This is a genomic window from Paenibacillus humicus NBRC 102415 (assembly GCF_004000905.1).
In the GTDB taxonomy this organism is placed as follows: domain Bacteria; phylum Bacillota; class Bacilli; order Paenibacillales; family Paenibacillaceae; genus Paenibacillus_O; species Paenibacillus_O humicus.
Map to the genome: position 1 here is coordinate 99,586 of NZ_BIMD01000006.1, position 12,380 is coordinate 111,965.

Consider the following 12,380-nt stretch of genomic DNA (forward strand, 5'->3'; position numbering starts at 1 on the left):
GTGCTGATTTGCTGCCGCCCCTTCAAGGGCTTGAGGCGGAGATGAGCAGGCGCGTTGACGAAGGAGCGGACTTTTCGATGCGTAAACCCTGTTCTTGCGGCCATAAAATGAACATGAAATTAAGAACGGTTATCTACTCGAATAAAGTGGAAATCGACAATGTTCCCATTTATTCGTGCACCGGCTGCGGCCGCAGCGAGGTGCTTCCCGAGGTGAAGCCGGATCTGACCGGCTTGATCGGCCAGCTTGGCGAAGAACCCGGCAAGCAGACCTTCTTGTTTAACGAGCTTAACGAGTGGGCAGATTTACTTGTAGAAGCTTCTTCGAAGCGAAAGAGTCCGGATCCAGCGGCTGTTCAGCAGATCGTCGGCGAACGGATCGATTCCTTGCTGGAGCTGCTGCTTATCGCGGGTTCGGTCGGAGACGAAGCATGGAGGCAGGAAATCGAGAAGAGGCTCGGCCAGCTGAGCCGCTGCATGATGCATACATAGCCGATGGAAGCCCGAAAGACCCCAGCCAGATAAACGACAATAAGGAGTGTGGCGTATGAGCAGCAAGCAATTGCACACGATGGAAGATTGGAAACAGATTTTGGAGCTGTCCCACGAGAAGCCGGTGCTCGTATTCAAGCACAGCACAAGCTGTTCGGTGAGCGCAGGCGCTATCGAGGAATGGACCCGCTGGCACGAAGGAAGCAAGGGAGAAGGAGTCGAGACGGCTCTCGTCCGCGTCATCGAGGAGCGTTCGGTATCCAATGTCATCGCCGAGGAGCTCGGGGTGAAGCATGCTTCTCCGCAAGCGATCCTGATCCGGAACGGCAAGGCGGAATGGAACACTTCCCATTGGAATATCACGGAAACGGCGCTGTCCGAGAATGCTCGCTGACATTGCATAAGCACGGTATTTGTCGTATGATTACCGTAATGTAAAGGGGTAAAGCCTGCCAATAAATTCGTTTACAATGGAGAGAAGGAACCGTGACTGTAACCATTTACGATGTAGCAAGAGAAGCGGGAGTGTCGATGGCTACGGTCTCCCGGGTCGTCAACAACAACCCCAATGTCAAGCCGCAGACCCGAAAGAAGGTCTATGAGGCGATTGAACGGCTCGGATACCGCCCGAATGCCGTAGCCAGGGGACTTGCGAGCAAGAAGACGACGACGGTCGGTGTCGTCATTCCCGACATCTCCAATTCCAACTTTGCCGAGGTTGCCCGCGGCATCGAAGACATCGCGAACATGTACCATTACAATATCATTCTTTGCAATGCGGACAAGCGCAAGGACAAGGAGATCCGCGTCATCAACACGCTTCTAGAGAAGCAGGTCGACGGCTTGCTGTTCATGGGCGGCGCCGTGACGGAGGAGCATCTCCAGGCGTTCAAGACGGCGAACGTGCCTGTCGTGCTCTGTGCGACGACGGACGAGCAGGGAATCATCGCGTCGGTGGACATCGACCATGAGGATGCAGCGCATGATGCGGTCAAGCATCTTCTGGACCAAGGGCATGCCGACATCGCCATGATCGGCGGCACTTTGCAGGATCCGTCGAACGGTTATGCGAGGTTCCACGGCTACAAACGCGCTTTGGAAGAGAACGGCATCGCCTACAGCGAGGACAGTGTCCGCATCGGGAATTACCGGTACGAGTCCGGAGTGGAGGCGATGAACCATTTCCTCGCCAAGGACAAGCTTCCGACAGCTGTATTCGCGGCAACGGACGAGATGGCTATCGGGGCTATCCATGCGATTCAGGACAAAGGACTCAAAGTGCCGCATGACATCTCCGTCATCAGCGTGGACAACAGCCGCATGGCTTCCATGGTGCGTCCGCAGCTGTCTGCGGTTGCCCAGCCGATGTATGACATCGGCGCCGTGTCGATGCGCCTGCTGACCAAGCTGATGAAAAAGGAGCCGGTCGAGCAGTCCAAGGTGATCCTCCCTCATGAGCTCGTCAAACGGCAGTCGGTAGGAGCTCCGAAGCAATGAGCATCTATCGCACGATCGGCATCATCGGAGCGATGGCAGAGGAGCTGGAGCTGCTTCACCGCCATGCGCAGATGGAATCGGAGACGGTCAAGGCCGGCCTCGTCTTTTATCGCGGGACGCTCCATGGCATGAACATCATCGCGGTCAAGTCCGGTGTCGGCAAGGTCAATGCCGCGGTATGCACGCAGGCGCTCATCGATCTGGGGGCGGAATGCATCCTCTTCACGGGCGTCGCAGGGGCTGTCGATTCCAGCCTGACGATCGGAGACATCGTCGTGTCCACCGCCTGCGTCCAGCATGATATGGACGTCACGGCGCTCGGCTTTGCTCCGGGGGCGATTCCTTACCAGGAAATCTCCGTCTTTCCGGCGGATGAGGAGCTGCGCAGTCTTGCTGTCCGGGCGAGCCGCGATGCGGTGAATGGCCGTGTGCTCGAAGGCGTCGTCCTGTCGGGCGACCAGTTCATCGCGAGCCGCGACAAGGTGCAAAGCCTTCGCGACGTCTTCCAGGGCGCCTGCGCCGAGATGGAAGGCGCTGCCGTCGCTCAAGTCGCGCATATGAACGGCATTCCCTATGTCGTGATCCGCTCCATGTCGGATCAGGCTGACGGCAGCGCGCATATGAATTTCGCCGAGTTCACCGTGCTGGCCGCCGGCCAGTCCTATGCCGTCATCGAAGGCATGGTGCGCAGTCTCCAGCAGGCTTGATCTTCGTTCGGCAGCCTCATTCTTCCCTTGGGAAGGATGGGGCTTTTTTTCAATTGCGCAGAAGGCTTTCCGAATGGCGGCAGCCTCCGTTCGAACGCGAGTGGTCTGTCCTGCCAGGAGGATGCGGCTGCTATAAGTCCTGAACGGCCAGTTCCCAGGCGGCGCGGTTCTGAAGGCGAATTTCTTCGCGCCTCGGCATAGGCTCCCAGATGTCGAGGGGATCGAGCCAATGTTCCGGCAGCGGCTCCGGACTAAGCGGCTGCCAGCGGCTCAGCCATTGCTCCGGGAGCGGAGCGGGGGAGGAAGGAGCGGCAGCGAGCCGGCTCGAGATCTCATGATCGGACATCGCCATCCAGACGAGCGACCAGGCTCTTGGAACGACCTTCCATAGATCGTATCCCCCGCCGCCGAGAGCGACCCAGCGTCCGCCGCAATGCTCGTGGGCGAGCTCATGGATGATGCGGGGCATCTCCAGATAAATCCTCATGCTGCAATGTATATGAGAGAGCGGATCGAAGGCATGCGCGTCGCAGCCGTGCTGGCTGACGATGAGATCCGGCTTGAACGCTCTGGCGACGCGAGTGATCGACTCCGAGAACGCCTCCAGCCACGATTCATCCTCCGTGTAAGGCTGCAGAGGGATGTTGCAGCAGGCTCCATATCCCTTGTCGATGCCCTTCTCGTGCGTGAAGCCGGTACCGGGGAACAAGTACTTGCCGGTCTCGTGGATGGAATACGTGAACACGTCGGGATCTTCATAGAAAGCGTACTGGACTCCGTCCCCATGATGGACGTCCGTATCGATATACAAAATCCGCGCCTTGTATTTGTCCTTCACGGCCGCGATAGCCACGGCAGCGTCGTTATAGACGCAGAAGCCGGAGCCATGGCCCGGAAACGCATGATGCAAGCCGCCTCCCATATGGTAGGCATGCAGCGCCCGCCCCGACATGACGGTCTCCGCCGCGAGGATGGAGCCGCCGCTGATGGCAGCGGCAGCCTCATGCATGCCTTCGAAGTAAGGCGTATCCTCCGTAGTCAGTCCGTAACGGGCAGCCAAGGCGAGGGAATCGGGATGCGGAGCCCGAACACTGAGCTTGCGGACCGCATCCATATAATCGGCGCGGTGAATCCTCTCGAGCTCGATGTCTTGCGCGGAATGCGCTTCCAAAACCATGTCGGGAGAAAGAGCGCCGGCCGTTTCAAGCAAGGAGCCTGCAAGCTCCAGACGAAGCGGGTTGAAGGGATGCTCATCATTGAATTTATACCGGCTCGCGCCGGATGAACGGATGAATAGGGCTGTATCCTTCATGATCTTCCTCCTGAGAGCGTCAGTACATGAACCGCTGCCTGAACCGGACCCGGTCGAACTGCTCCACGGAATCGAGCGGAACCTGCTTGCCGATGCGGACCATCAGGCAGTTGGCCGGATGCGAGCAGATTTCGGGATCGTCCGTCGCGTACCAGACCATGCCGACGGATTTCATCAGTTTCTCCATCATGGAGCGGTATTCCCAGATGCCGAGTCCCGTTCCTTCCAGATCCCAATGCCAATAATATTCGGTCGTATAAATAATGCTGTTCTCCAGCTGATCCTCTATGAACGCGAGCCGGATCATTTTCTTGCCCAGCCCGACCGAGCGGTATTCGGCTGCGACTTCTACCGCCCCGAGCTCGATCAGATCGTCCATGCCGCCTTCCGACCAACGCTCGAGCTCGTCCGGATAGTGGAAGGTGACATAGCCTACGACGACATCTCCGTCCCGCGCCACGATGATGCGCCCTTCCGGCAAGCCGGCGATCTCCACCAGGGCGGTCTGCTGCTCGGCCGGCCGGCGGAATGCGTTCAGTCCCGGATGCATCGTCCAGTCCGCCAGGCGGCCGGGCTCGACGGGACCCTCTATATCCAAGCTTCTGCCTTGAAAAGGTATCGTTTGGGAATGGTAACGCTTGATATGTTCCAACGTTATCGCTCCTTCAAGCTTCTAGTGGCCAATCGGCAAGCCGTCTTTGCCTCTTATCACTTATAGCAGAAAAAAGTAGGGATGAAAAGGACGGTCCTTCCCCATGAGGGGGATTTTTCAAGCGAAAGGGGTAAATTTCGATAGAAGTAGGCGCATACATTTCCATTATGCTATACTAGTTAGCGACATGAACCGCGTTTCACCCTGTGTTTGAAAGCGCATCCGATTTCCATTTGCCCTAAAAGACGACGACTATGGAAGGTGATTAGCATGTCGATTGACCATCAGGAAAAGCTGGCTGTAACCGCGAAATCTCCCAATATGGCCGATTACGAGCAATGTTACCGGGACTTTGACTGGAGCGGGGTGGAGAAGCATTTCACCTGGCACGAGACCGGCAAGGTCAACATGGCGCATGAGGCTATCGACCGCCATATCGGAGAAGGCAGAGGGCAGAAGACCGCTCTGCATTACAGCGACCCGGAGCGGGATGAGTCGTATACCTTCGAGGAGCTCAGCCTGCTGTCGAACCGCTTCTCCAACGTTCTCCGCAAGCACGGCCTGGCCAAGGGAGACCGGCTTTTCATTTTCATGCCGCGCACTCCGGAGCTGTACGTAGCCCTACTCGGCTCGCTCAAGACCGGTGTCGTCGTAGGGCCTCTTTTCGAGGCCTTCATGGAGACGGCGGTCAAGGACAGGCTCGCGGACAGCGGAGCGGTGGCGATCGTGACGACGCCCGCGCTTCTTCCGCGCATCAAGCGCGACGAGCTGCCCGAGCTCAAGCATATTATCGTCGTCAGCCCGTCGGAGAACCCGGAGGGCACCATTTCCTACCACGAGGAAATGAAGGCGGCTTCCGACGAAGCCGAGATCGAATGGGTGGACCGCGAGGACGGACTTCTTCTCCACTATACTTCCGGTTCTACCGGCAAGCCGAAGGGCGTCTACCACGTCCATAACGCCATGATCCAGCATTACCACACCGGCCGGGTCGTCCTTGACCTCAAGGAAGACGACGTCTACTGGTGCACGGCCGACCCGGGCTGGGTGACGGGAACGTCCTACGGCATTTTCGCGCCATGGCTCAACGGAGCCACGAACGTCATCCGCGGCGGCCGGTTCAGTCCTCAGGACTGGTACACGACGATCCAGCGTTATGGCGTCACGGTATGGTACAGCGCGCCGACCGCCTTCCGGATGCTGATGGGGGCAGGAGACGACGTGTCGACCCAGTTCGACCTGTCCTCCCTGCGCCATGTGCTCAGCGTCGGCGAGCCGCTGAATCCGGAAGTGGTCCGCTGGGGCCTCAAGGTCTATGGCCAGCGCATCCATGATACGTGGTGGATGACCGAAACCGGCGGACAGCTGATCTGCAACTATCCGGCGATGGAGATCAAGCCGGGCTCCATGGGTCGTCCGCTGCCGGGCGTCCAAGCGGCGATCATCGACGATTCCGGCAGCGAGCTGCCGCCGTTCCAGATGGGCAATCTGGCGATCCGCACGCCATGGCCGTCCATGATGCGCGCGGTCTGGAACAATCCTTCCAAATACGAGGAATACTTCCACATTCCGGGCTGGTATATTTCCGGAGATTCGGCTTATCGGGACGATGAAGGCTACTTCTGGTTCCAGGGACGGATCGACGACGTCATCAACACCTCCGGCGAGCGGGTCGGCCCGTTCGAGGTGGAGAGCAAGCTCGTGGAGCATCCGGCTGTCGCCGAAGCCGGCGTCATCGGCAAGCCCGACCCGATGCGCGGCGAGATCATCAAGGCGTTCATCTCGCTGCGCGAAGGCTTCGAGCCTTCCGACGAGCTGAAGGCGGACATCGCCCGCTTCGTCAAAATCGGCCTGTCGGCGCATGCGTCCCCGCGCGAGATCGAATTCAAGGATAAGCTTCCGAAGACGCGCAGCGGCAAAATCATGAGGCGCGTACTGAAGGCTTGGGAACTGAATCTGCCTACAGGCGATCTTTCCACCATTGAAGACTAAACAAGATCAACAGCCTCCCGGCGGATTTGCCGGGAGGCTGTTTTTTCGCAGAATGAGGAGGATGGCAACAAAAAAACGCCCCGTCGGGGCGTTTTTTTTGTCGGGCCAGACAGGCTGCGAAACCTGCCTGATCGATCAGGAGCCGTAAACGACGGCTGAAGAGTAAGGAGAAGCTCCCGCGGCGTTGACCGCATTGATCCGGTACGTGCCGGCCGTGCTGGCCATCGTAGCCGAGAAGCTGTTGGTCGTAGCGGAGCCGATGCTTTGATAGTTCCCGTCATTGTTGGGGCTGTAGTACACCTCATAACGGGTAACTCCTTCGGTATCGGCATTCAACGTCCAGCTCAGGTTGACCGTCTTGCCGTCGACGGATACATTCAGACCGGCAGGAGCGGACGGAGGGGCTGCTCCTGGAGCTGGCGTACCGGGGTCCGGAGGCGTGACGCCTCCGGGGTTGTCGGTGCCGGCACCGACATTGTCGCCGCCTTGGCCGGTATCGCCGGGAACTCCAGGAAGGGCCGCGCCAAACGGGCTTACGGTCGCGCTTGGCGCCGACTCATGGCCGCCTACGTCCACTGCGGTCACGTAGTAGGACGACAGCAGGGAGCCGGAATGATCCGAGAAGGACAGCGTGCTGCCCGTCAGGATGGATTCTCCATGCTTGCTGAAGCCGAGTCCTTGCGAGCGGTACAGCCGGTAGCCGACGACATCCTTTTCGGGGCTTGCCGCGAAGGAAATCCGGTAAGCGCCGTTCACCGCTTCCAGCGATACGTTCGATGGGGCGGAAGGAGCGGCGCCGTCGTCTCGACGCGGGTCGACCATCGTCGGCGCGTCGTCGGTCGCATCCTTGGGGATGAAGGCCGACAGCGGCCTGCGGTATTCGGCCGGCATAGCTTGCTGGGCTTTGTTGATTTCGTCCATCAGCTCGCCAAGCGGCTTTTCCCTCTTGATGACGGTTTTCGTGAAGACGAAGTCCGATGGAGTCGTGTCCTGGGCGATGTAATTGACGCCGTTGTACGTAATGAAGGACATGCTGCCAAGAACGTTGTCCACTTTGGTCGGCACGTATTTCTTGTTGAACCAGTCGGTGACGAGCAGGCCGCGGGAGCGGATCAGATCGCTCGGCAGCATCCCGCTGACGGTCGAAACGGTCGCTTTGACGAGCCCGTCCGGTTTGGGGAACGCCTCGGTCTTGAACAGCTCGGGCCTGTCGGCGACCGTCTGGTTCATGATTTCGGTCCAGAGCGAGCGCGCCCTGGAATGGGAGTCCTTGAGGAGCACGTTCTTCTGCTCCTTGTAGCCGGCCCATACGCCCAGCGTGATGTCCGGCGTGAAGCCCATGAACCAGACGTCGCCATAGCTCTGGGTGGAGCCGGTCTTGCCTGCGATCGGAATCTTTCCGTAGGATTTGAAGCCGCTCGTCAGGCTGTGAGCCGTGCCGCTTGCATCCGAGATGACCGTGCGCAGCATGTCTGTCATCAGGAAAGCGGTCTGCTCGGAATAAACGCGCTTCGGCTTGAGCTCGTGCTGATAGACGATATGGCCTTCCGAATCCACGATCTTGCTGATCATGAACGGCTCATTGTAGACGCCGCCGTTCGGAATGGTCGCATAGGCATCCGTCAGCTCTTCGACGGTCACGCCCTTGCTCAGGCCGCCGATGACACCCGTTTGAGCGTTGTCGTCGCTAGGCTGCAGGGTCGAAATGCCGAGAGAGCGGGCAAAATCCCATGCCTTCGGAATGGTCACCTTGTCCAGGAACAGCTTGAGGGCCGGCGTGTTCAACGAGCGGTTGAGAGCTTCGCGTGCCGTCACGAGACCGTTGAACTTCTTGTTCGCGTTCATCGGAATATGGAAGCCCTTCTGGCCGTCCTTGAGAATGATCGGCGAGTCGTCGATGACGCTGGCCGGCTGGACGAGCCCGGCCTCGAGTGCCGGCAGATAGGCGCCGATCGGCTTCATCGCGGAGCCTGGCTGGCGCGTCATCTGCGTCGCGTAGTTCATCTGCTCGATGTTGAAGTCGCGCCCTTCCATCATGCCGAGAATGGCGCCGCTGCGGTGGTCGATCATGATCGCGGCGGCCTGTTCGGGGCCCTTTGTCTTGCTGGCCGGTCCGAAGTTGTCCGGGTTGCTCGCGACTTCGCGCATGTTGTTGTAGATGACCTTGTCGATCGTCGTGAACACCCGGTAGCCGGAGCGGAGCAGCTGCTCGCGCGCGCTGGCCAGAATTTCGGAATTTTCCGTCTTGGCCAGATCGCTCTTCTTGAGATTGGGGTTCTGCTTCATGGCGAGAATCGTTGCCGCTTCCCGCTCCGTCTCGAGCATCAGGTAAGGGAAGGTGTTGTAAGCCTTCTCCTTATGCGGGGCGAGCGTGCTCTTGAGATCGAAGGCGATCGCCTCGTCGTATTGGGCCTGGGTGATGCGGCCGGTGACGAGCATGCGGGACAGGACGATCTTTTGCCTTGCCGTGGCTCTCCGGAATCCGTCCGGGTTGAATACGCCCTTCCCGTTGAAGGCCGAATAGGACGACGGCAGCTGCGGAAGGCCTGCCAGATAGGCGGATTGAGCCAGATTGAGCTTGCTGAGATCGGAGATGTTGAAGATTCCAATCGCCGCGGACTTGATTCCATACAGATTGTAGCCGGATGAACCGTTGCCGAACGGCATTTTGTTCAGATAAGCCGCGAGGATCTGGTCCTTGGTCAAATATCTCTCCATCCGGATGGAGAGCAGGATTTCCTTGACCTTGCGCGCATCGGTGCGGTCGAGGCTGAGGAATACCCTTCTTGCCACCTGCTGGGTGAGCGTGCTGCCGCCGGTCTGGCTGCTTTCATTGAGCAGCTTCTGCTTGACGGCGCGCCCGAAGCCCATGTAGTCGATTCCGATATGGGAATAAAAATTGCTGTCTTCCGTCGACAACAGGGCGTCGATGACGGATTGCGGGATGTTCTGCAGGTCGACGAGACGCCTGTCCTCGTCGGTCCTGAGCTGTCCTACGGGGGTTGTCCCGTCGTTGAAATAAACGAAGCCGGTCAGGGCATTCTCGTTGACCATGGCTTCCAGCTCGCTGCCGGGCCGGACAGGATCGTCCTTGACCAGGGCGGCCACATATCCGGTCGCGATGCCGCCGGCAAACAATGCGCCGGTAATGCCGAAGATAATCAGCCATTTCGCCGTGATCCACACGACGAGACCGAACGTCCTCCAGCCGCTGCGCCCGGGAGCTTGTTCATGCTCTTGAGCCATATGTACCTTTCCTCCTCCAAGTAAGCACAGCTATTATAGCACATGTCGCCGGAACCCGGCACCAGATGTCATTTCCATCGTTGAAATCTCCCCTTTTCCGGCTGTTGCTGCCGAAGCTTGGAAGTTGACACTCCTCGCGGGGCATGATATAACTTGCAAAACGATTCCGCACGGCTCGGAGGAGCCGGCGGACCATACGGCCAACGGCGTGGATGGGCATCCAGTAGCCGGACGGCAGGCGTTCACAGAGACCCGGTGGCAGGTGCGAACCGGGACGCCCCGTCCGCGCGAATTACAGCCCTGAGCCGGCCGGGGGAACCGCGGGCTGCCAGCCCGGCGCGTAGCCCGGTCCCGGAAGCAGCCTTCCGTTATGTTCAACGAAGTGGGAATCCATTTGGCTTTGCCTGTCATAGCATGCGCAGGCGGAGCGGATTCCAACAAGGGTGGTACCGCGAGCTAATCCTTCTCGTCCCTTCGGACGAGAAGGATTTTTTGCGTTTTCAGCGCCGCAGGCGCCCATCAGAGAAAGGGGAGCACAGAAAATGAACCAGCAGGAGAACATGGAGCGGAGCGGGCAGCGTCCCGGACCGAAGCTGACTTCGGAGCAGCGGCAGGAGGTTGCGCGGCAGCTGGCGATTCTCGCAAGGGGAACGGCCGAGATCATCCCGGAGAGCGGCCTTCGGGAGAAGCTGGAGGAATCGGTGGCGGCCGGCATTCCGCTCAAGGTGAAGCTGGGACTGGATCCTTCGGCTCCGGATATTCATATCGGCCATACTGTCGTGCTCCAGAAGCTGCGGCAGTTCCAGGAATGCGGACATGAGGTCCAGCTGCTCATCGGGGACTTCACCGGCCGGATCGGCGATCCGTCGGGCAAGTCGGAAACCCGCAAGGCGTTGTCCGAGGAGGATGTCCGGCGCAACGCCCAGACATACAAGGATCAGATTTTCAATGTGCTCGATCCGGAGCGGACGACGGTCTGCTTCAACTCCGAATGGCTGTCGCCGCTAACCTTCAATGAAGTCATCGGCCTCGCGGCCAAATCGACGGTTGCCCGCATGCTGGAACGGGACGACTTCACGAAGCGGTACAAGTCCAACCTGCCGATCAGCATCCACGAATTTTTCTACCCTCTTATGCAGGGATACGATTCGGTCGCCCTAGAGACGGACATCGAGCTGGGCGGAACCGATCAGAAATTCAATCTGCTCATGGGCAGAAGCCTGCAGAAGGAATACGGCAAGCGGCAGCAGATAGCCATCACGATGCCGATCCTCGAAGGGCTCGACGGCGTTCAGAAAATGAGCAAGAGCCTCGGCAATTACATCGGCATCCAGGAGGAGCCGGACCAAATTTTCGGCAAAGCGATGAGCATACCGGACGGCCTCATGCCCAAATATTTCGAGCTGGCCACGGATCTGGACTCGGATCGCTTGGCCGCCGTGGCATCCGGATTGGCAGACGGCACCTTGCATCCAAGGGATGCCAAGCTGATGCTGGCTCACGCCCTCGTCCGCCTGTTCCATGGACTGGAAGCGGCTGACTTCGCCGAATCGCGTTTCCGCGCGATATTCTCGGAAGGCGCCTTGCCGGATGATATCGAGGAAGCCGTCCTGCAGGCGGCAGAGCTTGAAGAGGGCAAGATCCGGCTCGTAAAGCTTCTTACCGTCCTGGATTTGCTGCCGTCTGGCAGCGAAGCCCGCCGAAGCGTCCAGCAAGGAGCCGTCAAGCTCAACGGGGTTAAGCTGGAGGATGTCTCGGCGGTCGTGGAGCCGCAAGAAGGGGATGTCCTGCAAGCCGGCAAACGGCGCATGGCGCGGATTCGGATTCAATTGTAGCGGCTGTCCGAAATTTTCAACAAGAAAATGTCTAAGTTGTGAAACAAATGGCCGATTGCAACGTATAGAGTACCGGGCAGTTAACATTAGATGCCAAATATGGGGAGGTGCGGGATGGAAACGGTTTACCTGTCATGCCTTGCCTTCGGCGTCCTGTTCGCCATCGTAAGCGTAGTGCTGGGGGATATTCTGGGCTCTTTCCTGGACGGGGCGCTCGATTTCCTGTCCGTGGACGGTCATCATATTTTCCAGCCGGCTGCCGCTGCCGGCGCCGTTACGGCATTCGGCGGAGCGGGGCTTATGATGGAGAAGTATTCGAGCCTCCCGGCCTCCGGCATTGCGCTTCTGTCCGTCCTCGCTGCGGCGGGTTGCTCCTTGCTCGTGTTCTTCCTGTATGTCAGGCCGATGCAGAACTCCGAATCCACTTCGGGGTACTCCATGCAGGAGCTGGGAGGATCGATCGGCGAGGTGCTGACGGCCATTCCGGCCCGCGGCTGCGGCGAAGTGCTGGTCCGGATCGGAGCGGGAGTGACGAACCATACGGCCGAAAGCTTCGACGGCACCGATATTCCAACCGGAAGCAAAGTCGTCGTCGTCGAAGTGAAGCCGGATGCCTTGGCGGTATCCATTTTGAAATGAGAGAGGGGA

Annotated in this window: 10 protein-coding genes; 7 read left to right on the plus strand and 3 right to left on the minus strand. The window is 59.0% G+C overall.

Going from position 1 to position 12,380, the window contains the following annotated elements; genetic code table 11:
• Nucleotides 1-113: 113 nt before the first annotated feature.
• The 4 genes from PHU01S_RS06345 to PHU01S_RS06360 all read left to right on the plus strand — a co-directional run bounded on the left by PHU01S_RS06345 (nt 114) and on the right by PHU01S_RS06360 (nt 2,695).
• Nucleotides 114-491 carry a hypothetical protein gene (locus PHU01S_RS06345; protein ID WP_307721782.1) on the plus strand — a complete coding sequence of 126 codons (378 nt, stop codon included), beginning with the start codon at nt 114-116 and terminating at the stop codon, nt 489-491.
• Between the two features lie 55 nt (nt 492-546).
• Nucleotides 547-885, plus strand: a complete 339-nt coding sequence (gene ytxJ, locus PHU01S_RS06350) for a bacillithiol system redox-active protein YtxJ (RefSeq protein ID WP_127506711.1) — start codon at nt 547-549, stop codon at nt 883-885.
• A 92-nt stretch (nt 886-977) separates the two neighbouring features.
• Nucleotides 978-1,988, plus strand: a complete 1,011-nt coding sequence (gene ccpA, locus PHU01S_RS06355; protein WP_048746593.1) for a catabolite control protein A — start codon at nt 978-980, stop codon at nt 1,986-1,988.
• Nucleotides 1,985-2,695, plus strand: a complete 711-nt coding sequence (locus PHU01S_RS06360; RefSeq protein WP_021878350.1) for a 5'-methylthioadenosine/adenosylhomocysteine nucleosidase — start codon at nt 1,985-1,987, stop codon at nt 2,693-2,695. The genes ccpA and PHU01S_RS06360 overlap by 4 nt, the downstream gene beginning before the upstream one ends.
• A 130-nt stretch (nt 2,696-2,825) precedes the next feature.
• Here PHU01S_RS06360 and PHU01S_RS06365 read toward each other — a convergent pair whose 3' ends face one another.
• Both PHU01S_RS06365 and PHU01S_RS06370 read right to left on the minus strand, forming a co-directional pair.
• Entirely contained in the window at nt 2,826-4,007 is a 1,182-nt protein-coding gene (locus tag PHU01S_RS06365; RefSeq protein ID WP_048746591.1) for an acetoin utilization protein AcuC, read from the minus strand.
• Between the two features lie 19 nt (nt 4,008-4,026).
• The gene (locus PHU01S_RS06370; RefSeq protein ID WP_127506713.1) at nt 4,027-4,659 is read right to left on the minus strand and encodes a GNAT family N-acetyltransferase; all 633 of its coding nucleotides are present in this window, start codon (nt 4,657-4,659) and stop codon (nt 4,027-4,029) included.
• A gap of 270 nt (nt 4,660-4,929) precedes the next feature.
• On the opposite strand from PHU01S_RS06370, the gene acsA reads away from it, so the two are divergent.
• A complete protein-coding gene (gene acsA, locus PHU01S_RS06375; RefSeq protein ID WP_048746588.1) occupies nt 4,930-6,651 on the plus strand; it encodes an acetate--CoA ligase in 1,722 nt (573 codons plus the stop codon).
• 135 nt (nt 6,652-6,786) lie between these two features.
• Here the strand turns inward: acsA and PHU01S_RS06380 are convergent, their stop codons facing one another.
• Nucleotides 6,787-9,897, minus strand: coding sequence for a transglycosylase domain-containing protein (locus PHU01S_RS06380; protein WP_049867617.1), 3,111 nt, complete (start codon nt 9,895-9,897; stop codon nt 6,787-6,789).
• A 542-nt stretch (nt 9,898-10,439) separates the two neighbouring features.
• Here PHU01S_RS06380 and tyrS point away from each other — a divergent pair.
• Nucleotides 10,440-11,732 (plus strand): tyrosine--tRNA ligase, encoded by a 1,293-nt coding sequence (gene tyrS / locus PHU01S_RS06385; protein ID WP_127506715.1) that lies wholly within the window; start codon nt 10,440-10,442, stop codon nt 11,730-11,732.
• Between the two features lie 114 nt (nt 11,733-11,846).
• Nucleotides 11,847-12,371, plus strand: a complete 525-nt coding sequence (locus PHU01S_RS06390) for an NfeD family membrane protein (RefSeq protein WP_048746583.1) — start codon at nt 11,847-11,849, stop codon at nt 12,369-12,371.
• Nucleotides 12,372-12,380 lie beyond the last annotated feature (9 nt).